Source organism: Blautia massiliensis (ex Durand et al. 2017) (genome assembly GCF_001487165.1).
Lineage (GTDB): Bacteria > Bacillota > Clostridia > Lachnospirales > Lachnospiraceae > Blautia_A > Blautia_A fusiformis.
In genome coordinates this window covers 2,629,817-2,654,007 of sequence record NZ_LN913006.1, presented here as the reverse complement: position 1 = coordinate 2,654,007, position 24,191 = coordinate 2,629,817, and the positions used below count along the sequence as shown (strand labels likewise).

Annotated in this window: 18 protein-coding genes, 3 tRNA genes, 2 rRNA genes, 1 riboswitch and 1 other annotated feature; of the genes, 20 read left to right on the top strand and 3 right to left on the bottom strand. The window is 46.5% G+C overall.

The window, feature by feature from the left end; genetic code table 11:
* Positions 1-109: 109 nt before the first annotated feature.
* The 5 genes from BN3261_RS13170 (at position 110) to BN3261_RS13150 (ending at position 5,924) form a co-directional block, all read left to right on the top strand.
* Positions 110-1,228 carry a fibronectin type III domain-containing protein gene (locus tag BN3261_RS13170; RefSeq protein ID WP_199874119.1) on the top strand — a complete coding sequence of 373 codons (1,119 nt, stop codon included), beginning with the start codon at positions 110-112 and terminating at the stop codon, positions 1,226-1,228.
* 413 nt (positions 1,229-1,641) lie between these two features.
* A riboswitch (TPP riboswitch) is annotated at positions 1,642-1,749 on the top strand.
* Between the two features lie 248 nt (positions 1,750-1,997).
* Positions 1,998-2,201 (top strand): sulfur carrier protein ThiS, encoded by a 204-nt coding sequence (gene thiS / locus BN3261_RS13165; protein ID WP_059086480.1) that lies wholly within the window; start codon positions 1,998-2,000, stop codon positions 2,199-2,201.
* 163 nt (positions 2,202-2,364) lie between these two features.
* Positions 2,365-3,150 carry a thiazole synthase gene (locus tag BN3261_RS13160; RefSeq protein WP_015526604.1) on the top strand — a complete coding sequence of 262 codons (786 nt, stop codon included), beginning with the start codon at positions 2,365-2,367 and terminating at the stop codon, positions 3,148-3,150.
* 166 nt (positions 3,151-3,316) lie between these two features.
* Complete coding sequence (gene thiH, locus BN3261_RS13155) at positions 3,317-4,558, top strand: 2-iminoacetate synthase ThiH (RefSeq protein WP_059086479.1); 1,242 nt, start codon at positions 3,317-3,319, stop codon at positions 4,556-4,558.
* Positions 4,559-4,907: 349 nt separating this feature from the next.
* Positions 4,908-5,924 (top strand): sulfate ABC transporter substrate-binding protein, encoded by a 1,017-nt coding sequence (locus tag BN3261_RS13150; RefSeq protein WP_059086478.1) that lies wholly within the window; start codon positions 4,908-4,910, stop codon positions 5,922-5,924.
* 157 nt (positions 5,925-6,081) lie between these two features.
* On the opposite strand, the gene BN3261_RS13145 is transcribed toward BN3261_RS13150, so the two are convergent.
* From BN3261_RS13145 to BN3261_RS13135, 3 genes are all read right to left on the bottom strand, one after another.
* Positions 6,082-7,344, bottom strand: a complete 1,263-nt coding sequence (locus tag BN3261_RS13145) for a hypothetical protein (RefSeq protein WP_235812384.1) — start codon at positions 7,342-7,344, stop codon at positions 6,082-6,084.
* Positions 7,345-7,543: 199 nt separating this feature from the next.
* Complete coding sequence (locus BN3261_RS13140) at positions 7,544-8,257, bottom strand: response regulator transcription factor (protein ID WP_059086477.1); 714 nt, start codon at positions 8,255-8,257, stop codon at positions 7,544-7,546.
* Complete coding sequence (locus BN3261_RS13135; protein ID WP_235812383.1) at positions 8,258-9,448, bottom strand: sensor histidine kinase; 1,191 nt, start codon at positions 9,446-9,448, stop codon at positions 8,258-8,260. It lies immediately after the preceding gene.
* Between the two features lie 304 nt (positions 9,449-9,752).
* On the opposite strand from BN3261_RS13135, the gene BN3261_RS13130 reads away from it, so the two are divergent.
* The 15 genes from BN3261_RS13130 (at position 9,753) to BN3261_RS13060 (ending at position 24,159) form a co-directional block, all read left to right on the top strand.
* A complete protein-coding gene (locus BN3261_RS13130; protein WP_022426722.1) occupies positions 9,753-10,991 on the top strand; it encodes an O-acetylhomoserine aminocarboxypropyltransferase/cysteine synthase family protein in 1,239 nt (412 codons plus the stop codon).
* Between the two features lie 40 nt (positions 10,992-11,031).
* Entirely contained in the window at positions 11,032-11,895 is an 864-nt protein-coding gene (locus BN3261_RS13125) for a 4Fe-4S binding protein (RefSeq protein WP_059086476.1), read from the top strand.
* A complete protein-coding gene (locus tag BN3261_RS13120) occupies positions 11,888-12,133 on the top strand; it encodes a sulfurtransferase TusA family protein (protein WP_015526613.1) in 246 nt (81 codons plus the stop codon). The genes BN3261_RS13125 and BN3261_RS13120 overlap by 8 nt, the downstream gene beginning before the upstream one ends.
* A gap of 12 nt (positions 12,134-12,145) precedes the next feature.
* Entirely contained in the window at positions 12,146-12,355 is a 210-nt protein-coding gene (gene thiS / locus BN3261_RS13115) for a sulfur carrier protein ThiS (protein WP_059086475.1), read from the top strand.
* Positions 12,355-13,161 (top strand): thiazole biosynthesis adenylyltransferase ThiF, encoded by an 807-nt coding sequence (gene thiF / locus BN3261_RS13110; RefSeq protein WP_059086474.1) that lies wholly within the window; start codon positions 12,355-12,357, stop codon positions 13,159-13,161. The genes thiS (BN3261_RS13115) and thiF overlap by 1 nt, the downstream gene beginning before the upstream one ends.
* A gap of 82 nt (positions 13,162-13,243) precedes the next feature.
* The gene (locus BN3261_RS13105; protein ID WP_059086473.1) at positions 13,244-13,660 is read left to right on the top strand and encodes a M67 family metallopeptidase; all 417 of its coding nucleotides are present in this window, start codon (positions 13,244-13,246) and stop codon (positions 13,658-13,660) included.
* Positions 13,661-13,665: 5 nt separating this feature from the next.
* Positions 13,666-15,372 (top strand): adenylyl-sulfate reductase subunit alpha, encoded by a 1,707-nt coding sequence (locus BN3261_RS13100; RefSeq protein ID WP_059086472.1) that lies wholly within the window; start codon positions 13,666-13,668, stop codon positions 15,370-15,372.
* Positions 15,356-15,667 (top strand): 4Fe-4S dicluster domain-containing protein, encoded by a 312-nt coding sequence (locus BN3261_RS13095; protein ID WP_015526617.1) that lies wholly within the window; start codon positions 15,356-15,358, stop codon positions 15,665-15,667. Before BN3261_RS13100 ends, BN3261_RS13095 begins: the two co-directional genes overlap by 17 nt.
* Positions 15,668-15,723: 56 nt before the next feature.
* A complete protein-coding gene (cysD, locus tag BN3261_RS13090; RefSeq protein WP_015526618.1) occupies positions 15,724-16,626 on the top strand; it encodes a sulfate adenylyltransferase subunit CysD in 903 nt (300 codons plus the stop codon).
* Position 16,627: 1 nt separating this feature from the next.
* Entirely contained in the window at positions 16,628-18,313 is a 1,686-nt protein-coding gene (locus tag BN3261_RS13085) for a sulfate adenylyltransferase subunit 1 (protein ID WP_110925814.1), read from the top strand.
* Between the two features lie 796 nt (positions 18,314-19,109).
* Positions 19,110-19,197 (top strand) — tRNA-Ser (locus tag BN3261_RS13080).
* A gap of 615 nt (positions 19,198-19,812) precedes the next feature.
* Positions 19,813-20,594 (top strand) — a sequence feature (16S ribosomal RNA rRNA prediction is too short).
* A 69-nt stretch (positions 20,595-20,663) separates the two neighbouring features.
* Positions 20,664-20,781: ribosomal RNA gene (gene rrf, locus BN3261_RS13075) — 5S ribosomal RNA — on the top strand.
* 5 nt (positions 20,782-20,786) lie between these two features.
* Positions 20,787-20,859 (top strand) — tRNA-Ala (locus tag BN3261_RS13070).
* 23 nt (positions 20,860-20,882) lie between these two features.
* Positions 20,883-20,956 (top strand) — tRNA-Ile (locus BN3261_RS13065).
* Positions 20,957-21,272: 316 nt separating this feature from the next.
* Positions 21,273-24,159: ribosomal RNA gene (locus tag BN3261_RS13060) — 23S ribosomal RNA — on the top strand.
* The last annotated feature ends 32 nt before the right edge of the window (positions 24,160-24,191 follow it).

Genomic DNA, 24,191 nt, shown 5'->3' with positions numbered 1-24,191 from the left:
CGAAAGCCCCGATTCGGTGAAAAATATCATAGCAGGAATATTTTTTGTAATGTATACTATATTTGTTAGGGAATCCAGATATACCACAAAGCAGAAAGGAAAAAAGCGTATGAGAAGAAATTGGAAAAAAGCTTTATGTGGCATTTTGACAGGTTTTATGATTGCAACGGCGGCACCAGCTGCGGTTCCGGAGTTGATCAGTGCGACAGAAGTACAGGCGGCGATAAACGTAGCAACGCCGGCTATGTCTTCTATTAAGATCTCCGGCAGGAATAAGATTATTTTCAGCTGGAAACAGGTAAAAGGAGTTACCGGATACCGGGTATACCGCAAGACCGGAAACAGCGGATGGAAAACAGTAAAAAACATCACAGGAAGCAAAAATGTTACGCTTACCGATACAAAAGTAAGTACCGGAGTAAGCTATACTTACACAGTGAGAGCTTACCGGAAATCCGGAAAAAATACGATCTGGAGTAGATATAATGAAAAAGGTCTGACAGCGATCGCAGGTCTGAATTATCTCACCCTGAATAAGACCAGCCTGACACTGGCACCGAAAAAAACTTATACACTGAAGATCAAAGGCACCAGTCTGAAACCGTCATGGAAGAGCAGCAACACAAATGTTGTCAAGATAACTTCTGCCGGAAAGATCACCGCGGTAAAAACAGGAATAGCGGTTATCACAGCGACTCTTGGCGGCAGAAAATTCACCTGCAAGGTTACTGTAAAGAATCCGACTTCGGCTAATACCAGATTGACGCAGAATTATAGCAAATTGAAAAAATACATCAGTCAGAAAGGTAAATATACTGAAGACGGAAATCAGTTTATAAATGTCAAAGTAGATAAAGAAAGTACTCTGATGATCGGTTATCTGAAGAAAGAAGATAAGATAGATATTGGGATGATGCTCTCTATGCCTTCAGATGGAATCCTTGCCGGACTGGATATTATCGGAAACTGTGTGAAATCTGATACGGTCAGTGTGAAGTCCACCCTGTCTACAAATGAAGTCTTTCTGCTGGTGACTTCTTCTACAAAAGCATCTGCTTATAAAGGTCAGAATCTGACTTTCTTGTATACAAACGGAAAAAAAGCGATGACAGATCTGCAGGATTCTTCCAATATTATGATGAAAGCGACAATGAAAGTAGCAAATGATTATCTGAAAAAGAATTTAAATCTGACAATGAAGGATCTGGGATTCACTGCTTATAAATAACAGTAATATCCTATGATGATGCCGTTAATAAATTCCGGTTGACAAATTAGTATAGAAAGCATAAGATGATAGTAGCTAAGAAATGTGATGAAATTCAAACATTGGCAAAAACGAAAACCCCGGAAGTCTCGCACACTTCCGGGGTTTTCTATGCCGTTATGTAAGGGGGCTTAAGCCTTTCAGACTGTTACTGCCTGTCATTTCTGTCCAGCCATTTGCGAATATAGTAGCTAACTATATCCGCCGTAACAGAAACAAAAAATGTGATGATTAATTCGCACACTGGACTTCACCTCCTTTCTGCTGGAGGGTTGGCAGCAATTATAGTGTACTATATTTTAGAACAAATTGGAACTATTGTGAGAAAATTTAATGCTCTTGACATTGATCATAATTCGCCTTATACTAAACCATGTAAATAACAGGGGAGCTTGTGATGGCAGGCTGAGAGGAAGTCTTCAACTTCGACCCTTATACCTGATTTGGATAATGCCAACGTAGGAACGTATAAGATGAATTTACGGGAGATACTTTGGTGTATCTCCTTTTTTATTGGATGCGGATGTTTTTATCCGATTGAATACGTAAGATCAGGATTTACAGGGAAGGGATCAAGAGCGAATGCTTTTAACCCCGGTATCGACAATTGAATATTGGGAAATTTGAGAGTGAACTGAGTTCATGAAGGGGTGCACCACCGCGGGTGTATTTCTTTGTGAACTCTTTTTTATTGACGAATAGCTTTTGAAGTTTCCGGAAAGGAGAGATCATGATCACAGTAAATGGTGAAAGCAGAACATTGGAAAAGTCGGTGACAGTAACAGAATATCTGGAAGCATGTAACTATGTTCCGGTGCAGGTTGTAGTAGAGCTGAATGAAGAAATCATTAAGAGAGATACTTACGATACAACAGTACTGAAAGATGGCGATGTTGTGGAGATTCTGCAGTTTATGGGCGGCGGAAGCTGCTGATGTCGCTATAGAGATAAAATTAGGTATATATACCACGGCAGTAACTGACAGATAAGTTACTGAAAAAATGCAGATGAAGAATGATCTGGCAGAAGAAGGCGCTGGTTATAAATCGGTGGAAATATTTTCTGCAAACAGACATAAAGAAAGGTGGACATAAAAAATGACAACAGCAAACACAAATGAAGACAAACTGATCCTGGGAGGCCATGAGTTTACTTCCCGTTTTATCCTTGGTTCCGGAAAATTTTCCCTGGAGCTTGTAAAAGCATGTATTGAAAAAGCAGGAACTCAGATCGTAACACTTGCCCTGCGCCGTGCAAATGAGGGTGGGCTTGCCAATATTCTTGACTATGTGCCGAAGGATGTTACTCTTCTTCCGAATACATCAGGAGCCAGAAATGCAGAGGAAGCAGTCCGTATTGCAAGACTTTCCCGCGAGCTTGGCTGTGGAGATTTTGTAAAGATCGAAGTTATCCATGATTCCAAATATCTTCTTCCGGATAACTATGAGACCATCAAGGCAACAGAGATCCTTGCAAAAGAGGGCTTTGTAGTTATGCCATACATGTATCCGGATCTGAATGCAGCCAGAGATCTGGTGAATGCAGGAGCTGCCTGTGTAATGCCACTTGGCTCTCCGATCGGTTCCAACAAAGGAATCTGTACAAAAGAATTCATCCAGATCCTTATCGACGAGATCGACCTTCCGATCATCGTGGACGCAGGAATCGGCCGCCCGTCACAGGCATGTGAGGCTATGGAAATGGGTGCTGCAGCAGTTATGGCAAATACAGCCATTGCAACTGCAGGAGACGTCCGTGTTATGGCGGAAGCCTTTAAGAAAGCTATTGAGGCAGGAAGAAGTGCATATCTTTCCGGTATGGGAAGAACTCTGGAGAGAGGTGCAAGTGCATCTTCACCACTGACCGGATTTCTTCATGAGTAAAATTGATAAATGAATGATTGAACGCAGAACACTAAGCGGGGGACAGGCGCTGCCTGTGTAGTGAAACACAGGTATTGTCTGGTTTCAATCAAAATTGAGTTTACAGATATGCAGCAGTGAGGACCAGAGTATTGCTGCAATATATGAGAGGAGCGACATAAGAGTAATGGCAGAGACAGTACAGGCCAGTCAGCAGGACGGCCATTTTAATGAAAGTATCGTAAATGAAGAAATTCTGGAAGATATGAAAAAGAACCGTATCGATCACATGAAGTACCTTCCGGATATGGAACAACTGGAAGAATCTGATGTAATGGATCAGGTTATTTCCGCAATGAACGCATATGATTATGATAAGTACACAGAAGCGGATGTACGGAGAGCGCTTGCTCATGACAACCGTACACCGGAGGATTTTAAAGCACTGCTTTCACCGGCAGCGCTGCCTCTTTTGGAAGAAATCGCACAGGCTGCACGGATCGAAACAAGGAAACATTTTGGAAACAGTATCTGCATGTTTACACCGATCTACATTGCAAACTACTGTGAGAACTACTGTATTTACTGTGGATTTAACTGCCACAACAAGATCCGCCGCGCACAGCTGAATGCAGATGAGATCGAGAAAGAGATGGCAGCTATTGCAGAAACCGGACTCCAGGAGATTTTGATCCTTACCGGAGAGAGCAAAACGAAATCTAATGTGGAATATATCGGAAAGGCTTGTGAGATCGCCCGGAAATATTTCAAGGTAGTCGGTCTTGAGGTGTATCCGATGAATTCTGATGAGTACGCATATCTTCACAAATGCGGTGCAGATTATGTAACGGTTTTCCAGGAGACTTATAATTCTGATAAATACGAAACTCTGCATCTGGCAGGCCACAAGAGGATTTTCCCATACAGGTTAAATACACAGGAGCGTGCGTTAAAAGGCGGCATGCGAGGTGTTGGTTTTGCGGCACTTCTGGGATTGGATGATTTCCGCAAGGATGCTTTTGCAACGGGATATCATGCATATCTTCTGCAGAGAAAATATCCACACGCAGAGATCGCTTTTTCCTGCCCGAGACTTCGTCCGATCATCAACAACGACAGGATCAACCCGAAGGATGTACACGAACCGCAGCTTCTTCAGGTGGTATGCGCGTATCGTCTGTTTATGCCTTTTGCAAGCATTACGGTATCCACCAGAGAGTGTGCCCGCGTGAGGGATAATCTGGTAAATATTGCGGCGACCAAGATCTCCGCAGGTGTCAGCACAGGAATCGGAAGCCATGTGGAAGATATCGAAGATAAGGGTGATGACCAGTTTGAGATCTCTGACGGAAGATCTGTAGATGAGGTCTTCAATGATTTGAAAAAGAACGGCCTGCAGCCTGTAATGAACGATTATATCTATCTGTAAAAACATAGATCATGGGATAACTTCTGTGGAATATGTGGAAAACCAACCACTCCGGAGAGCATTTTTCCGGGGCGGTTGTGGATAAGTGTGATGAAAAATCGCCCAGGATCCCGCGTAATACAAGGCTGATCACGTTTTCTCGAAATATTCCAAAACGGAAATTTTTCCACGGAATCCTGTATTGATTTAACGTTTTCCGGGGATTTTCTGCTGCTTTTTAGGGCAGAGATCCCGGAAATTTTGTATAGTCTGAAAACGGTTTCCAATCTAATAGTTTTCATATGTACTTACTCATGTTTATAATAGCCCCAACAACAAAACACGAGGCAAAACACAGGAGGTAAGTATTATGAAAAGAAGATGGAAATCAGCAGTAGCAGCTCTTGCAGCAATAGCAACAATTGGAAGCCTTACAGGCGTAACCACCTATGCGGCGGACAGTGTCAGCATCACCAATGTATCTTATGATCCGACCAGAGAGCTTTACGAGCAGTACAACAAGAGCTTCCAGGAACACTGGAAGGAAAAAACAGGCCAGGATGTGGAGATCACACAGTCCCATGGTGGTTCCGGCAAGCAGGCACTTGAGGTTGCCAACGGACTGGAAGCAGATGTGGTAACACTGGCACTGGAGTATGATGTGGATGCGATCCAGGATGCAGGACTCATCGATGACGGATGGGTGGACGAATTTCCGGAGGACAGCGCTCCCTATACTTCGACGATTGTATTTCTTGTGAGAAAAGGAAATCCGAAGAACATCAAAGACTGGGACGATCTGGTAAAGAAAGACGTAGGTGTGATCACACCAAATCCGAAAACCTCCGGCGGAGCAAGATGGAACTATCTGGCAGCCTGGGCCTATGCAAAAGATAAATATAACGGAGACGAGGACAAAATTAAAGAATTCATCGGAGATCTTTACAAAAACGTACTTGTCCTGGACACCGGAGCCAGAGGCGCAACGACCTCTTTCGTGGAAAACGGACAGGGTGATGTACTGATCGCCTGGGAAAATGAAGCCTATCTTTCCGTAAAGGATTATCCGGACGACTACGAGATCGTAACACCAAGCATCAGCATCCTTGCACAGCCATCTGTAGCAGTAGTTGATAAAGTCGTAGACAAAAGAGGCACCAGAGATGTGGCAGAGGAATATCTGAATTATCTCTATTCCGATGAAGCACAGCGGATCGCCGGTGATAATTATTACCGTCCGTCAAACCAGGATATTCTGAAGGAATACTCCGATGTGTTTGACCTGGACATCAATCTTGTCACCATTGATGATTTCGGCGGATGGAAAAAGGCACAGGAAACACATTTCTCAGATGGAGGGATTTTTGATCAGATTTACGAAGGATAGACAGCAGAAGATATAGTTGGACACAATAACACAAAGAAGCTGCAGAACAGTGAAAAAACAGAGTCTGCAGCTTCTTTTATGTAAATATTGTGAATCACAAGGGATCAGGCATGGTTTCCTTCGGTCAGGGAACAGCCATCCATTATACGGATCCCGTTTATGACATCCAGATAAGTGTCATACATTTCCTTCCATTCATCAGAGGCGTCCTTGGAGTACTGGCTGATGGTGGACAGAAGATCGTATTTTTTGCCGTCGACGGTTTCGATACGGCCGAGATAGCCCTGCCATACACTACACTGTCCAGAGGCTGGTCTTCGCCATCGTAATATCTGGCTTCCAGAGTCAGTACAGGAACATCCTCATTGTAATAAGTCAGTTTATATCCACCATTTTCGGTTTCGGTTGTTTCATAATGGCAGAGATATTTCCAGCGCTCCGGCGTGAGGACCTGGAAGTAATCCGTCATGGCCATATCCACGCGCTCTGCGTAAACGAAATCTATGGATTTGATCAGCTCTGTGGCTTCCTTTTCGGCGGCCTTATCATAGGTGTCTGACGGAGTCAGGACAAAAAGTCCGAATGTATAATCGTCAGTCTGGCATACAAGAGCATCTACATTTTTTTCTTCTTCGTTGACTTCGGTTAAGTATTGATATTTCGTGGCAGGATAAGATTCAAAGGTAAGATCCTTTTTGGTGATGATCTCACCCTTTACCGGATAGTATTCTGCCAGAAAACCCTTCAGGGAAGAATCCTCCAGAGAGGAATTCGGTACTTTTAAAACAAAGGCAGTGCTTTTTCCGCCATTTACGGAACGCTGCTCGAAATAACCTTCTTTTTCGGGCATGGATTCTCTGATCGTATCATCGGCAGGGAATCCAACCCGCATATGAAGCTCGCCGCGCTTTTCCGATTCAGAGGAATCTTCCGTGTTTGTATCGGAAGAGGAATTTGGGTATGAAGAATCGGAATCCTGCGAGGAGGAGTTTCCACTGGTATCGGAGGATTCTTCTGAAGAATTTCCGGAGGAGGAATCAGTTTCAGAATCGGAATATTCCTGAAGATTGCCGTAGTCATCAATATAATATTTATCTCTGGAGCCAATATATGTGGTTCCGGTGGCATCTTCCAGCCACACACTGCCGTCCTCATAATAATAATGAGGCTCAAAATAACCGTCCTGTTCGGTCCAGCCGGCATCATTGCCTTCCATCAGTTCACCGGAATCCGGGTCAGGGGCATAATTACCTTCCCCGATATATTCATCCTCGGAACCATTGCGGTACCAGTAATCTCCGTTTTCATCCTGCCAGATGTACTGACCGTCATCGGTTGGAGGGTCAGAAGCGAGGACCGGGACTGCAGATATGGAAAGAGCAATCGCGCCTGTTAAAAGAACTAAGATTTTTTTATGCATAGGCACCTCCTGATAAATTGCGCAGCAGTTAGCTGCTTACTATTCTTTGATCATAAATTTTTACAAATAAAAAAGATCTGTCTGTTAAGTACATTGTAACAGACAGATTCCGATATCTGGAAATGTGAAGAAAAAGAGACATTTACGGAAAGCTGCTTACAGGTCTGGAAATATGTTATCCGATCGTGAAAAGGCCGGCTTACCGGCAGGTAAAAAGATATCCCTTCCCATAAACCGAGACAATGTCATACTCATCGGTATCTTCGGCACCGATCTTGGTCCGGAGGTTAAAGATATGCCGCCGTACCGTGCTGGTATCTGTTCCTGCACAGCTACCCCATACCGCTTCGTAGAGCTCCTTTGCAGAAAAAATCTTCTCCTGGTTTTCTGCAAGGAGACGCAGCAGAGAGAATTCGGTCCGGGTAAGGCCTGTGTCGGCATTATTGAGATATGCATGGCCGTCCGAAAGATCCAGCCGCAGGCTGCCGATGGTGATCTGACGGGAGGACTGAAATTTTTCTTTTATTTTTTCTTCCATTCGTTTCTGGCGTTCCAGAAGCATCTGGATCACGGCCAGAAATTCATCGAAATTATAAGGTTTGGTGAGATAATAGTCGCCTCCCTGCTGAAGTCCTTCTACCCGATCCCGGATATCACTTTTTCCGGTGAGAAAAAGAACCGGATTCATGGTTTTTTCGCGGAAGCGGCGGCAGAGATCCAGACCGTTTCCGTCCGGAAGCATAATGTCCAGGATAAGAAGATCCGGAAGCTGTTCTTCAAGCTGATGACAGGCTTCGGCGGCTGTCTGTGCAGTGCGGACATCGTAGCCACGGCGCCGCAGCATACGGCAGTTGGTATTCAGCACCTGTTCTTCATCCTCGACCATAAGGATAAGTGATTTCTTTTCATTCATTTATGATTCCTCCTCCGGAAGTGAGAAGAACACCTGAGTTCCCTCGCCTTCTTTACTTTTCAGCCATATTTTGCCGCCATGGGCAGTGATGATCTGATGACAGACATAGAGGCCTATGCCGTGCCGCCAGTAATCCTTATCAGCGGAAACATAACCCTTGAGTGCGTTTTTTCGCATTTCTTCTGACATGCCGGTTCCGGTGTCGGAGACGCAGATGGTCTGCCAGCCCGGTTCGCCGGTAAGCGAAATGGTGATGGTTCCGTTTTGGGTGTGACGCTCTGCATTGGAGATCAGATTGGTGATAACCTGGATCAGCCGTTCCGGATCAGCAGAGATTTCCGGGAGTCCGGATTGTGTCGTAAGGACCAGCTGATTGTTCTTTGGGCTTGGATGACTGCAGTAGTCTTTTTTTACAGAATACAAAAGACCGGACAGATCTGATGGGACAAGGGAAAGGGCAAGCCGTCCCTGCTCAATGGAAACCGTATCCATCAGATCCAGCACGATCCGGTCAATCCGCATTACCGACTGTTCAATGGTGCGGAGATTTTCCTGCATAAGAGAGAAATCCAGGGGCTCTTCCTCAAGGAGCTCGGAGGTGTCCCGCGCGTGGAGGGAAATGGAACTCAGAGGATTTTTAATCTCATGGGCAACGGTGGTCAGGAAGGTGGACTTGGCATTATCAAGGGAGCGCAGTCGCAGATTCTGTTCCTCCAGAAGGAGCTGCTGCTGGTTATATTCCTTCAGATGAAAATAGAGAACACTGCCGCAGACAATACTTACAGAGACAAACGCCAGAAGGATATCTGCCAGCCGGTCTGCTTCCGTGGCAAAAGGAGTTACAGTGTCCGGGAAATGGTATGCAACCAGACACAGTCCCATATAAAGGAGGATCTCCAGCAGGGAAACGATTAGAGCGCGTCTTTTTTCCAGCATCAGCACGGTAAAAATAATAGCAAACACAAAGAATGCCGGCATGCCGCCACGATAACCGCCGCTGGTAAAAAACATCACCGGAAAAACGAGCAGAAAGATCACGACAATGGTGATCAGGTAGCAGCGCTGATATTTTCCACTGTAATAGGAATAAAGAAAAAGCCCTCCGGAGATTGCAACCAGCGCAAAATTGATCAGTACATTTCCCCAGGAACCGGTCCCGAGACTGAGAAAGGCCATGATCAGGCTGATCACAGTACCTCCCAAGGCGAGGATGTTGAACAGCCGGACGCGGAAATCAAGGGTGGGACTGAATAAAGAGTGAAAAATATTCCGGAGCTTCGGGTTTATATTGATAGGGATCACCTCCTGTTCTTTATGTAGGTTTGTATGCCTGCGGGCATCTTTCTTGTGGTGCTGTAATTATCGCAACTGTTATAATTGTATCATGCTGTCGTATAGTTGTGTACACAAAAAAATACATTTAATCCCGTTTTCCTATTGACATACTATGAATAGTAGGTTAATATAAGTGTCAACAAAAGAAAGGGAAGAGGCTATGAACGAATACGGCTTTAATACAGGACTGCTCCACGGCACCAACGAGAAATATCCGCAGGGAGCCACACAGGTTCCAATCTATCAGAGCAGCGCATTCCGACATGACAGCGCGGAAGACCTGGAGAAAATTTTTGACAATAAAAAAATGGGCTTCTCCTATACAAGGATCAACAATCCTACGGTAGAGTCCTTTGAGAAAAGAGTGACCATGCTGGAGGATGGGATCGGCAGTGTGGCCTGTGCTTCCGGAATGGCAGCGCTGACCAATGCGTTTCTGAACATTCTTCAGGCGGGAGACGAGATCGTGGCAGCCTGCGGACTGTACGGCGGAACCGTGGAACTGTTCGATGATCTGAAGCCTTTCGGGATTTCCGTAAAATATGTGAAAGAGAATAAGCCGGAAGCTTTTGAGGCAGAGATCACAGAGAAGACGCGACTTGTTTTTGCAGAGACCATTGGCAACCCAAAGCTGGATGTTACCGATATCCAGGCAGTTGCGGAAGTGGCACATAAGCATGACGTACCGCTGATCGTAGACAACACGGTGGCAACCCCGTATCTGATCCAGCCATTGAAGCTTGGAGCTGACATTGTGGTTCATTCCTCTTCCAAATATATCAATGGAAGCAGTGATGCCATCAGCGGTATTCTTGTCTGTGGTAAGGGTCTGAAATGGGACCCTGACCGATATCCGGGACTTGCTCCATACCGGAAATTCGGACCATTTGCATACATCGCCAAGCTTAGAAACGGACTTTTCCGGAACACTGGCGCGTGTCTTGCTCCGCAGAATGCTTTCCTTAATAACCTGGGACTGGAAACCTTGGGACTTCGAATGCAGAGACAGTGTGACAATGCACTGGAGCTTGCGAGATTTTTACAGGGCCTGGGTGGTGACATTGAAGTAAATTATCCGGGACTGGAAGAAAGCCCTTATCACGAAATTGCGGAAAAGCAGTTCAGGAATGGCTACGGAGCTATCGTAACCGTAAGAACCGGAAGTAAGGAGAAGGCTTTTTCCATTATTAATTCATTGAAGATCCCGCTGATCATCTCCAATATCGGAGATACGAAGACACTGGTGATCCATCCGGAATCCACCATCGCGGCACACATCTCCGACGAAGAGAAGCTGCAGTCCGGAGTATTCGAGGATCTGATCCGTATCAGTGTGGGAATTGAAGATATTGAAGATTTAAAAGAAGATTTCAAACAAGCGATAGAAAATAACCGATAAAATCTAAGAGCTGCACCAGCAGAGAAATGGAGAGTTCGTTATGGCAAAAGTAGATTACGCTACATTAAAAAAAGGTGGTTTCATGAGACAGAAGCAGAAAAATAATTTTTCTCTTCGTCTTGCCTGTGTAGGCGGTACACTTACCGCAGAAAACCTTAAGAAGATCGCAGAGGTAGCTGAGAAATACGGTGACGGATATGTACATCTTACTTCCAGACAGGGAGTTGAGATCCCGTTCATTAAATTAGATGATATTGATGATGTAAAGGATGATCTTGCAAAAGGCGGATGCAAGCCTGGTGTCTGCGGACCGAGAGTCCGTACAGTTACAGCCTGCCAGGGCAACGCTGTCTGTCCAAGCGGAAATATCAACAGCTATGACATTGCAGTGAAATTAAATGAAAGATATTTCGGAAGAGAGCTTCCTCATAAATTTAAATTCGGTGTTACCGGATGTCAGAACAACTGTCTGAAGGCAGAGGAGAATGATGTAGGAATCAAGGGAGCAGCTCAGGTCAGCTGGAAAGAGGACGCATGTATCCACTGTGGTGTCTGCGAAAAGGCCTGCAGAGAAAACGCCATCTCCTTTGAGGAGGACAAGCTGGTGATCGACACAGAGAAATGCAACTACTGCGGCAGATGTGCGAAATCCTGTCCGGTGGATGCATGGGATGTAAACGAAGCATATATCGTTTCCTTTGGCGGAACGTTTGGAAATCACATCAGCAAGGGACAGGAATTCCTTCCGCTGATCACCTCTGAGGAGCAGCTTTTCAGAGTGACCGATGCAGCGATCCAGTTTTTTGATGATCATGCAAATCCGGGAGAGCGTTTTAAATTTACCATCGACCGGGTAGGCGCTGAAAAACTTCAGGAAGTTTTGAAAGGAGCATACAATGGCTGATATTAAGATTGATGATACAGTAGATATTACCGATGTAGTTTGCCCGGTAACTTTTGTAAAAGCAAAAGTAGCACTTGAGGAACTGGACGACGGACAGATCCTGGCGATCAAAATGAACGATGGCGAGCCGGTACAGAATGTACCGAGAAGCGTAAAAGAAGAAGGACATCAGATCCTGAAACTTGAAGATAATGAAGACGGAACTTATACACTGATCGTAAGAAAAGTTGAAGAATAGGAGAACAGAGAAATGACAATCACAGTTGCAGGAAATAAAAAAGAGTACGAAGACGGACTGAAGCTTACAGAGCTTATTGAGAAAGAGGATATCGAAAGTCCTGAGTATGTAACCGTAACCATTAACGATGAATTCATCAGCAAAGAAGACGTTCCGAACACAGTTGTAAAAGACGGCGACGTTGTTGAATTCCTGTACTACATGGGAGGAGGCACAAGATAATGGCTTTTACAAATGAGCAGCTTGAGCGTTACTCCCGCCACATCATCCTGAAAGAGGTTGGAGTAAAAGGCCAGAAAAAGCTTCTGAATGCCAAGGTTCTTATCATCGGAGCCGGCGGACTTGGAGCACCGGCAGCCCTTTACCTTGCAGCAGCAGGTGTGGGAACCATCGGAATCGTAGATGCAGATGAGGTAGATCTTTCCAATCTTCAGAGACAGGTCATCCACACAACTGCAGATGTTGGCAAACTGAAAGTAGAGTCTGCGGCTGAGACCATGAGAGCCATCAACCCGGACGTTACCGTAAATACATATCACACGTTTGTGGATTCCAGCAATATCATGGATCTGATCAAAGATTACGATTTCATTCTGGATGGAACAGACAACTTCCCTGCAAAATTCCTGATCAACGATGCCTGTGTAATGGCTGAGAAACCTTTTTCACATGCAGGTATCATCCGTTTCCAGGGACAGCTGATGACCTACGTCCCGGGACAGGGACCATGCTACAGATGTGCATTCCAGAGCCCGCCACCAAAGGACGCCGTACCGACCTGTAAGCAGGCTGGCGTGATCGGAGCCATGGGCGGCGTGATCGGAAGCCTTCAGGCAATGGAAGCCATCAAGTACATCATCGGACAGGGTGATCTTCTTACAGGAAGACTTCTTACCTACGATGCGCTGAAGATGACATTCCGTACCGTGAAGCTTCCGAAGAATCATCATTGCCCGGTATGCGGCGATGATCCGACGATCACAGAACTGATCGATTATGAGCAGGCTGTGTGTGAGCTGAAGCATTAATAAACACTGATCACAGAAACGAAAAGGTGTCTGCTGGTGCAGATACTGTAAATAAGTATAGAAACCCATTGGAGGCCACGAAATGCTGAAATTAAAAAAAGAAGATTACGAAAAAATATTAGACCACTGCAGAAAGGGACTTCCCAATGAGTCCTGCGGCCTTCTGGGCGGGACCATTGAGGACGATGTAAAAACCATCGAGAAGGTGTATCTGCTGACAAATATCGATGAAAGCAACGAACACTTTTCCATGGACCCGAAGGAACAGCTGAGCGCGATCAAGGATATCCGTCAGAACGGATATCAGATGATCGGAAACTTTCATTCTCATCCGGAGTCTCCGTCAAGGCCTTCCGAAGAAGATAAACGACTTGCATTTGACCCGAACATAGAATATCTGATCCTCTCCCTTATGGATGCAGAAAATCCGGTGTTGAAGGCTTTTGGCGTAGATAAAGAGAAAAATGTAACTGTACATGAGCTTCAGATAACAGAGTGATGAGTATGAAAAACAGATTAAACACAAAGGAAATTACAACAGATGTGCTGATCATAGGCGGAGGTACCGCAGGCTGCTATGCGGCGCTGGTTCTCTCAGAACAGAAAGCCGGCAGGGTACTGATCGCAGAAAAAGCAAATATCAGACGAAGCGGCTGTCTGGCAGCAGGTGTTAATGCAATCAATGCCTACATTGTAAAAGGCCGCAAGCCGCAGGATTATGTAGATTATGCAACAAAGGATGCCGCCGGGATCGTAAGACAGGACCTTCTTCTTACAGCAGCGGAGAACTTCAACGAAGTTACCGCAAAAATGGAAAAACTTGGACTTGTGATCCTGAAGGATGAAAATGGCGATTATGTAGCCAGAGGAAACCGTAACATCAAGATCAACGGTGAAAATTTTAAACCACTTCTTGCTGATGCAGTTCATAAAGCTGAGAACGTAGACGTTCTGAATTATGTAAATATCACAGACCTTCTTGTAAAAGACGGACAGGTTTACGGAGCGGTTGGTTTCTCTATTATGGAAGAAACCGCATACATTATCCGGGCAAAGGCAGTTCTTGCTGCAACAGGCGGAGCGGCCGGACTTTATAAGCCGAACAATCCGGGATTTTCCAGACATAAGATGTGGTATCCGCCGTTTAACACAGGTGCCGGATATGCAATGGGAATCCTGGCAGGTGCGGAGATGACGTCCTTTGAGATGCGTTTTATCGCACTTCGCTGCAAGGATACCATTGCTCCTACGGGAACCATCGCACAGGGTGTCGGCGCAAAACAGATCAATGCAGCTGGCGAGATCTATGAGACAAAATACGGACTGACCACAAGCGAGAGAGTTTACGGAACAGTTCGGGAAAATCAGCTTGGCCACGGCCCGTGTTACCTGAAGACTACAGGGATTACGAAGGAACAGGATGAGGATCTTCTGAAGGCTTATCTCAACATGGCACCGAGCCAGACTCTGAAATGGATCGAAAGCGGAAAGAGTCCCAGCGAGCAGGATGTGGAGATCCAGGGAACAGAGCCGTATATCGTAGGCGGTCATACAGCCAGCGGCTACTGGGTAAATACAGGCCGTGAAACCACGGTAAAGGGGCTGTATGCAGCAGGTGATGTTGCAGGTGGATGTCCGCAGAAATATGTAACAGGAGCTCTTGCAGAAGGAAAGCTTGCAGCATTGGATATGGTGAAACAGTTTAAGGCCGGAACTCTGAAGGAAGCAGATATTCAGACTGAGACAGAGATTAAGGTTCAGGAAGGGGAAATTCTTTCTCAGTACGAAAAGTTCCGAAATGAAGACGCACCGGCATTTTCCGTGGAAGAGCTGGAAGAGGCTATGCAGAAAGTCATGGATGAATATGCGGGAGGAATTGCTTCTAATTATCAGTTTAATGAGAAGCAGCTTGCTCTTGCAGATGAAAAAATCCTTCAGCTTCAGGCTCTTGCCGAAAAAACAGCGGCAGCAGATATGCATGAGCTGATGTTTGCATACGAACTTCGTGAGCGTCTCATTGTGTGCCGTTCACTGATCGCTCATCTGAAAAACCGCAAAGAGACCAGATGGCATTCTTTTAACGAAAATCTGGATCATCCGGAAACAGATGAGAAATTTTATAAATATGTAAATTCGAAACTGGAAAACGGCGAGATCAGGATGATTTTTCGCGACATTGTAAAGGAGGACACATATGAGCATACGAATTGATCAGAAAAAATGTGTTGGCTGCAGAAAATGCAGTGAAGTATGTCCGGGAACCCTGATTGTCATGGAAGACAAAAAAGCCGTGATGAAATATCCGAAAAATTGCTGGGGCTGTGTTTCCTGTGTAAAGGAATGTAAAGCCGGTGCCATCGACTTTTTCCTTGGTGCGGATATCGGCGGGAACGGAAGTATCATGAATGTAAAAAGCGAAGGGGATATCCTTCATTGGATCATTACAAAAACGGACGGTTCTACATCCGTGATCGATGTGGATCGACGGAATTCGAATAAATATTAGACCAGAAGATAAGTGCTGCCGGTTCTGGCGGCCGGAACAGGAGGATGAGATCAGATATGAGTGGATTATCACATTTGGATGAGCTGGAAGCAGAGGCAATTTATATCATCCGTGAAGTTGCAGCAGAGTGCGAGAAGCCGGTAATGCTTTATTCTATAGGAAAAGACAGTTCTGTAATGCTTCATCTTGCAATGAAGGCTTTTTATCCGGAGAAACCGCCATTTCCGTTTCTTCACGTAAATACAACATGGAAATTTAAAGAGATGATCGAGTTTCGTGACAAAACCGCGAAGGATCTGGGAATCGAAATGCTTGAGTACATTAATCAGGATGGTGTGAAGCAGGGTATCAATCCTTTTGACAGCGGCTCCGCATACACAGATATCATGAAAACGCAAGCACTGAAGCAGGCTCTTAAGAAATATGGTTTCACAGCTGCTTTTGGCGGCGGTCGTCGTGACGAGGAGAAAAGCCGTGCAAAAGAGCGTATCTTCTCCTTCCGTAATGCAGAACAGGCCTGGGATCCGAAGAACCAGCGTCCGGAGATGTGGAAGCTTTATAATACGGAGATCAATAAAGGCGAAAGCATCCGTGTTTTCCCGATTTCCAACTGGACTGAGACGGATATCTGGCAGTATATTAAGAGAGAAAATATCCCGATCGTTCCTCTTTATTTTGCAAAAGAGCGTCCGGTTGTATACAGAGACGGCAACATTATCATGGTGGATGACGACAGAATGCGCCTGAACCCGGGGGAGGAGCCGCAGATGAAAAAGGTCCGTTTCCGTACTCTCGGATGCTATCCTCTGACAGGCGGTATCGAGTCTGATGCGGAGACACTGGACGAGATCATTGACGAGACCTTAAGCTCTGTGGAATCTGAGAGAACCACACGTGTTATTGATTCCGACGGCGGAGCTGCAAGTATGGAAAAAAGAAAGAGAGAGGGGTACTTCTAGGATGAGCGGATTACTGAAATTTATCACTTGCGGAAGTGTAGATGATGGAAAATCTACACTGATCGGTCATATTCTTTATGATTCCAAGCTTTTATATGCGGACCAGGAAAAAGCCCTTCTTCTGGACAGCAAGGTAGGTTCCAGAGGTGGTGCCATTGATTATTCTCTTCTTCTGGATGGCCTGATGGCAGAACGTGAGCAGGGAATCACCATTGATGTTGCGTATCGTTATTTTACAACCGATAAAAGAAGCTTTATCGTTGCGGATACTCCCGGACATGAGGAGTATACAAGGAACATGGCGGTTGGAGCTTCCTTTGCTCAGCTTTCCATTATTCTTGTGGATGCGAAGCAGGGGGTTCTGGTCCAGACAAGGCGTCATGCACGTATCTGCGCTCTGATGGGTATCCATCATTTTGTATTTGCTGTTAACAAGATGGATCTTGTTGATTACAGTGAGAGCCGTTTTAATGAAATCGTAAAGGATATCAATGAGCTTTCTGAGACTCTGGGGCTTCAGGATGTTGTGATCATTCCTGTCAGTGCTACAGAGGGTGATAACGTAACGAAGAAGTCTCCGAATATGCCCTGGTATACGGGGAAAGCTCTTCTGGAGCATCTTGAGACTGTGGATGTTTCAGAGGCTGAGAATGTCAGCGAGTTTTATCTGCCTGTTCAGCGTGTTTCTCGTCCAAACCATGAATTTCGCGGTTTCCAGGGTCAGATCGAGAGTGGCCGGGTTCATGTAGGCGATATCATCACAACGCTCCCAAGCAACGAGACAGCGGCTGTTAAGACGATCCTGGTGGGCAGTGACGATCGTGAGGAGGCTGTTGCCGGCCAGGCTGTTACGATTCAGCTGGATAAAGAGGTGGATGTAAGCCGTGGATGTGTTCTTACCAATAATAATGAGATCCCTGTTGCAAAGGGCTTTGAGGCTACGCTTCTATGGATGGATGATTCCAGGCTTGAAGTGGGCAAGGAGTATCTTGTGAAGCTTGGTACCAAGAAGATCGCAGGTGTGGTTAAGAGTATTGAGTTTAAGACGGATGTAAATACCGGGGAGCATCTGCATGCGGATACGATCGAGAAGAATGAGATCGCTCTTTGCAAAATCGGTCTTTCTGATAAGGTTGTGCTGGATGAGTTTAAGAGGAATAAGACTCTTGGTGAGCTGATCCTGATTGACCGTGTGAGTCATATGACTTCTGCATGTGGTGTTGTGGAATCGGTTGATACTGAGGGGGAGAAGCCTTATTTCCAGAAGGATGATGTGAAGGTTGGCGGTTATGTTTTTGAGGAGTTTTATTTTAACCTTGAGAATGCGCTGCTTTCCAAGGCGGATAAAGAGGTTAAGACTTATCATGTAGGGGATGTGGTGCCTGTTGAGGGTGACAGCTTTGAGTATCCGGGCTATTTTGATATTGTTTCTCTGGAGGATAGCGCGGCTGTTCTGATCCGTGATAAGAGGGTGCAGGATATTATTCCGCTGGATGAGTATGTGTTTATGGGGCTTCCTGTTGTGGATGAGAGAGGTTTTGCCCTGGAGATCCGCAGTAATGATGATTATCAGATGTTTTTGAGGGAGTTTGAGGCTGCTGATAATAAGTCGGAGTTTCATAATAAGTGGTTTAAGTTTGAGACTTACAGGAGGATTGTCTGCACGGATAATTTCTGGATGATCTGATGTTGGGTTACTTATAGTTTCTATAGTTATGTGTGTAAGAGGCTGCATGTGCGGCCTCTTTTCTTTGGGTGTTGCCGGATTTCGTGGTTTGACGGACGCCGAGGAGCTGGCATATGGGCGGGACAGGCTTCGTCGGTGGAAACTACTAAGACTCTGAAAGGTGGCTAAAAGCGTTTTCCAAAAGTCCGAACTCGCTGCGCTCAGACAGCGAACTTTTGAAAAACAACGCCACCTTCCAGAGCCTAAGTAGTTGTCACACCTCCTGCAGAGCGCCCCGCCCATATGCCAGCTCCTCGGCTGTGCACACAGGCCGGTTGCGGAAAGTGAACAGTTCGAGATAGTATTCAATGATGCATGGCAGTAGAGTGTCATATAGAAATTGTTCAGGAGGAATGTTGTATCTAAGAATCAGCTCGGCACAACGTTCCGGAATAATATCGGCTCAGACAGTAATTAGCTTGGCATAAGATTCCATAATAAAAGTCAGTCGCATTATATATCGAAGATGTAGCGCTTGTTCCGTGCCCAAGAGGGTGGGGGCAGGGAAGCCCTCGGACTTCGGAATTCTGAGATGGACTTCCCCTGCGCTGTCCACACGGACAGCGTGTCGTGCGTAGCCACCTGTCTAAGGGGATAATATGATTGGTCAATCGCGCTAAAATAAAATTAATGTAAAAAAATGAAAAAAAGGTGTTGACAAAACTTATATCTTTCGGATATAATTAACCATGCGTTTCGGATGAAAACACAGAAGAAATGCACTCCAATTTAATAAGAAATTATAAGTTCGGAGTCTGGAGAAGTACTCAAGAGGCCGAAGAGGTGCCCCTGCTAAGGGTATAGGTCGCTAACGCGGCGCGAGGGTTCAAATCCCTCCTTCTCCGTTATTTTTTTGAAAAAAATAAATTTTTCAAAAAAATGAAAAAACTTGTTGACAAACGCTTGTGGATGTGATAAAGTAAACAAGCTGTCAGCGAGACAGAGATTCATCAAAAAAGAGTTTGAAAAAAGTTGAAAAAAGTACTTGACAAACGATTTNAAGTGCTTGACAAACAAAAAGAGATGAGATAAAATAAACGAGCTGTCTGAGAGACAGACACAACAAACCTTGATAACTAAACAGTGAAACACATACGATTCTCGAAAATTTCTTTACATTTAAAGAACGGTTTAAACAAACCAAAAGCAGTAAAAACGAGAGATAGCCAAACGGTTGTCTTGAGTAAATGAATCAAACACTTCTTAAGCCTTTGGCTTAATCAGTGTGAGTCGCAATTAAGTTGATGCGAGCATCACTGAATTGCTAACACATTTTATCAGAGAGTTTGATCCTGGCTCAGGATGAACGCTGGCGGCGTGCTTAACACATGCAAGTCGAACGGGAATTACTTTATTGAAACTTCGGTCGATATGATTTAANAAGAACGGTTTAAACAAACCAAAAGCAGTAAAAACGAGAGATAGCCAAACGGTTGTCTTGAGTAAACGAATCAAACATTTTATCAGAGAGTTTGATCCTGGCTCAGGATGAACGCTGGCGGCGTGCTTAACACATGCAAGTCGAACGGGAATTACTTTATTGAAACTTCGGTCGATTTAATTTAATTCTAGTGGCGGACGGGTGAGTAACGCGTGGGTAACCTGCCTTATACAGGGGGATAACAGTCAGAAATGACTGCTAATACCGCATAAGCGCACAGAGCTGCATGGCTCGGTGTGAAAAACTCCGGTGGTATAAGATGGACCCGCGTTGGATTAGCTAGTTGGTGAGGTAACGGCCCACCAAGGCGACGATCCATAGCCGGCCTGAGAGGGTGAACGGCCACATTGGGACTGAGACACGGCCCAGACTCCTACGGGAGGCAGCAGTGGGGAATATTGCACAATGGGNGGAGACTGCCAGGGATAACCTGGAGGAAGGCGGGGATGACGTCAAATCATCATGCCCCTTATGATTTGGGCTACACACGTGCTACAATGGCGTAAACAAAGGGAAGCGAACCTGCGAGGGTGGGCAAATCCCAAAAATAACGTCCCAGTTCGGACTGTAGTCTGCAACCCGACTACACGAAGCTGGAATCGCTAGTAATCGCGGATCAGAATGCCGCGGTGAATACGTTCCCGGGTCTTGTACACACCGCCCGTCACACCATGGGAGTCAGTAACGCCCGAAGTCAGTGACCTAACCGCAAGGAAGGAGCTGCCGAAGGCGGGACCGATGACTGGGGTGAAGTCGTAACAAGGTAGCCGTATCGGAAGGTGCGGCTGGATCACCTCCTTTCTAAGGAAAAAGTAGAGAAAAGAAATGTGTTTTACTGTTGAGTTATCAAGGCAACTGAATAATGATATTTCTGGTAGCGATGCGCTTAGGGGACACACCCGTTCCCATCCCGAACACGACGGTTAAGACCTAAGCGGCCGATGGTACTGCACTGGAGACGGTGTGGGAGAGCAGGTGGCTGCCAGATCAAATGGGGATGTAGCTCAGTTGGGAGAGCACCTGCCTTGCAAGCAGGGGGTCGAGAGTTCGAATCTCTTCATCTCCACTGAAATCGAAAGATTTCAAGATGGGCTTATAGCTCAGCTGGTTAGAGCGCACGCCTGATAAGCGTGAGGTCGGTGGTTCGAGTCCACTTAAGCCCACTGGTTTAAATGAACCAGAACCCCGAAAAGTTCATAATCATGAGCAATAGGGCAAAGGTCCACTTAAGCCCACTCGGGTGTTAAGTATTAAAGCCCGATATTGTACCTTGAAAACTGCATACATGAGATTTGATTAAGTTAATCAAATATCCTTAAACGCAAAGTATTAAGAAATTAATGCAAACGCAAAGATAGGAAGACATCGATTTATCTGTTATTGAACAGAGTAATCAAACACATGTCGGAAGATACGAGAGTATCGGAAAACACGAGAATCAAGAGACCGCATCACCTACGCTAGGGTGATGAAGCGAAAGGTCAAGCAATAAGGGCACAGGGCGGATGCCTTGGCACTAAGAGCCGATGAAAGACGTGATAAGCTGCGAAAAGCTTCGGGGAGGAGCAAATATCCCGTGATCCGGAGATGTCTGAATGGGGAAACCCGCATGAGCAGACCTCATGCATCCATACGCCAATCCATAACGTATGGAAGGGAACCCGGGGAACTGAAACATCTAAGTACCCGGAGGAAAAGAAAGAAACATCGATTCCGTAAGTAGCGGCGAGCGAACGCGGAGGAGCCTAAACCGGTGTGCGTGCATGCCGGGGTCATGGACTGCATTTAAGATTCAGCGAAGTTAACAGAACGGTTTTGGGAAAGCCGGCCGGAGAGGGTGAAAGCCCCGTACGTGAAAGCAGAGCTGACTGAGCAGGATCCGGAGTACCACGAGACACGAGGAACCTTGTGGGAAGTAAGGGGGACCACCCCCTAAGGCTAAATACTACTTAGTGACCGATAGCGCATAGTACTGTGAAGGAAAGGTGAAAAGGACCCCGGGAGGGGAGTGAAAGAGAACCTGAAACCCTGTGTCTACAAGCTGTGGAAGTACTTTATATGTACGACCGCGTACTTTTTGTAGAACGGTCCGGCGAGTTACGCTTACTGGCAAGGTTAAGCACTTCAGGTGTGGAGCCGAAGGGAAACCAAGTCTTAATAGGGCCAGAGTCAGTAGGAGTAGACCCGAAACCGGGTGATCTATCCATGTCCAGGTTGAAGCTGCCGTAAGAGGTAGTGGAGGACCGAACCCACATCCGTTGAAAAGGGTGGGGATGAGGTGTGGATAGGGGAGAAATTCCAATCGAACCCGGAGATAGCTGGTTCTCCTCGAAATAGCTTTAGGGCTAGCCTCGGTGTGAGTCTTGCGGAGGTAGAGCACTGAATTTCCTAGGGGGCGTCAAAGCCTACCGAAGAATATCAAACTCCGAATGCCGTGTAGATATCACCGGGAGTCAGACTGCACGAGATAAGTTGGGCGGTCAAAAGGGAAAGAGCCCAGACCTACAGTTAAGGTCCCAAAGTGCGCGTTAAGTGGAAAAGGATGTGGGATTTCGAAGACAACCAGGATGTTGGCTCAGAAGCAGCCATACATTCAAAGAGTGCGTAATAGCTCACTGGTCGAGAGGTCCTGCGCCGAAAATGTCCGGGGCTGAAACGCGCCACCGAAACTAAGGAATCTGAAAAGATTGGTAGAGGAGCATTGCATGCGGGAAGAAGCAGTACCGGAAGGAGCTGTGGACTGCATGGAAGAGAGAATGCCGGAATGAGTAGCGAGATAGAGGTGGGAATCCTCTAGGCCGAATATCCAAGGTTTCCAGGGTAAAGCTGATCTGCCCTGGGTGAGTCGGGACCTAAGGTGAGGGCGAGAGCCGTAGCCGATGGACAACAGGTTGATATTCCTGTACTGCAGTATGACAGAACTGTGGGGACACGTAAGGAGAGCGGGAGCCGGGAATGGAAAGCCCGGTACAAGCGAGGTACCAGTATGGTAGGAAAATCCGCCATGCAATGGGAAGACGTGATGTGGAGCGAAGATTAGTAGCGAAGCCCGTGAGCCATGCGTCAAGAAAAGCCGCTATCGTTTATACTGTACCCGTACCGTAAACCGACACAGGTGGATGAGGAGAGAATCCTAAGGCCGGCGGAAGAAGTATTGCCAAGGAACTCGGCAAAATGGCCCCGTAACTTAGGGAGAAGGGGTGCCTGCGAGAGCAGGCCGCAGAGAATAGGCTCAAGCAACTGTTTAGCAAAAACACAGGTCTATGCGAAACCGAAAGGTGAGGTATATGGGCTGACGCCTGCCCGGTGCTGGAAGGTTAAGAGGAGAGGTTAGCGGTAACGCGAAGCTTTGAATTTAAGCCCCAGTAAACGGCGGCCGTAACTATAACGGTCCTAAGGTAGCGAAATTCCTTGTCGGGTAAGTTCCGACCCGCACGAAAGGCGTAATGATTTGAGCGCTGTCTCGGCAATACATCCGGTGAAATTGAAGTGCCAGTGAAGATGCTGGCTACCCGCGCCAGGACGGAAAGACCCCATGGAGCTTTACTCCAGTTTGGCACTGGGGTCCGGTGTTGCATGTACAGGATAGGTGGGAGGCTGAGAAACGGTAACGTCAGTTGCCGCGGAGCCGCTGTTGGGATACCACCCTTGTGATATTGGGCTTCTAACCAGCCGCCGTAAACCGGCGGTGGGACAATGCCAGGCGGGGAGTTTGACTGGGGCGGTCGCCTCCGAAAGGGTATCGGAGGCGCCCAAAGGTTCCCTCAGAATGGACGGAAACCATTCGAAGAGTGCAAAGGCAGAAGGGAGCTTGACTGCGACACCGACGGGTGGAGCAGGTACGAAAGTAGGGCTTAGTGATCCGGTGGTATTAAGTGGGAATGCCATCGCTCAACGGATAAAAGCTACCCTGGGGATAACAGGCTTATCACTCCCAAGAGTTCACATCGACGGAGTGGTTTGGCACCTCGATGTCGGCTCATCGCATCCTGGGGCTGTAGTAGGTCCCAAGGGTTGGGCTGTTCGCCCATTAAAGCGGTACGCGAGCTGGGTTCAGAACGTCGTGAGACAGTTCGGTCCCTATCCGGCGTGGGCGTAGGATATCTGAGAGGAGCTGTCCTTAGTACGAGAGGACCGGGATGGACGGACCGCTGGTGGACCGGTTGGCTTGCCAAAGCCATGGCCGGGTAGCCAAGTCCGGAAGGGATAAACGCTGAAGGCATCTAAGCGTGAAGCCCCCCTCAAGATGAGATATCCCATTCTTATGAAGTAAACCCCCTTGAAGACGACGAGGTAGATAGGGCAGAGGTGGAAGTGTGGTAACACATGGAGCTGACTGTTACTAATCGGGTGAGGGCTTGACCAAGAAACGCAGGTTAAGAATTGATTCAAAGAGTT

What these genes read in the sequence shown, in the direction of transcription:
- thiS (WP_059086480.1), top strand. Translation starts at nt 1,998, where the DNA reads ATGATCACAGTAAATGGTGAAAGCAGAACATTGGAAAAGTCGGTGACA.
- BN3261_RS13170 (WP_199874119.1), top strand. Translation starts at nt 110, where the DNA reads ATGAGAAGAAATTGGAAAAAAGCTTTATGTGGCATTTTGACAGGTTTT.
- BN3261_RS13130 (WP_022426722.1), top strand. Translation starts at nt 9,753, where the DNA reads ATGAACGAATACGGCTTTAATACAGGACTGCTCCACGGCACCAACGAG.
- BN3261_RS13140 (WP_059086477.1), bottom strand. Translation starts at nt 8,257, where the DNA reads ATGAATGAAAAGAAATCACTTATCCTTATGGTCGAGGATGAAGAACAG.
- BN3261_RS13160 (WP_015526604.1), top strand. Translation starts at nt 2,365, where the DNA reads ATGACAACAGCAAACACAAATGAAGACAAACTGATCCTGGGAGGCCAT.
- BN3261_RS13105 (WP_059086473.1), top strand. Translation starts at nt 13,244, where the DNA reads ATGCTGAAATTAAAAAAAGAAGATTACGAAAAAATATTAGACCACTGC.
- thiF (WP_059086474.1), top strand. Translation starts at nt 12,355, where the DNA reads ATGGCTTTTACAAATGAGCAGCTTGAGCGTTACTCCCGCCACATCATC.
- BN3261_RS13100 (WP_059086472.1), top strand. Translation starts at nt 13,666, where the DNA reads ATGAAAAACAGATTAAACACAAAGGAAATTACAACAGATGTGCTGATC.
- BN3261_RS13120 (WP_015526613.1), top strand. Translation starts at nt 11,888, where the DNA reads ATGGCTGATATTAAGATTGATGATACAGTAGATATTACCGATGTAGTT.
- cysD (WP_015526618.1), top strand. Translation starts at nt 15,724, where the DNA reads ATGAGTGGATTATCACATTTGGATGAGCTGGAAGCAGAGGCAATTTAT.
- BN3261_RS13095 (WP_015526617.1), top strand. Translation starts at nt 15,356, where the DNA reads ATGAGCATACGAATTGATCAGAAAAAATGTGTTGGCTGCAGAAAATGC.
- thiS (WP_059086475.1), top strand. Translation starts at nt 12,146, where the DNA reads ATGACAATCACAGTTGCAGGAAATAAAAAAGAGTACGAAGACGGACTG.
- BN3261_RS13125 (WP_059086476.1), top strand. Translation starts at nt 11,032, where the DNA reads ATGGCAAAAGTAGATTACGCTACATTAAAAAAAGGTGGTTTCATGAGA.
- BN3261_RS13145 (WP_235812384.1), bottom strand. Translation starts at nt 7,344, where the DNA reads ATGCATAAAAAAATCTTAGTTCTTTTAACAGGCGCGATTGCTCTTTCC.
- BN3261_RS13150 (WP_059086478.1), top strand. Translation starts at nt 4,908, where the DNA reads ATGAAAAGAAGATGGAAATCAGCAGTAGCAGCTCTTGCAGCAATAGCA.
- thiH (WP_059086479.1), top strand. Translation starts at nt 3,317, where the DNA reads ATGGCAGAGACAGTACAGGCCAGTCAGCAGGACGGCCATTTTAATGAA.
- BN3261_RS13085 (WP_110925814.1), top strand. Translation starts at nt 16,628, where the DNA reads ATGAGCGGATTACTGAAATTTATCACTTGCGGAAGTGTAGATGATGGA.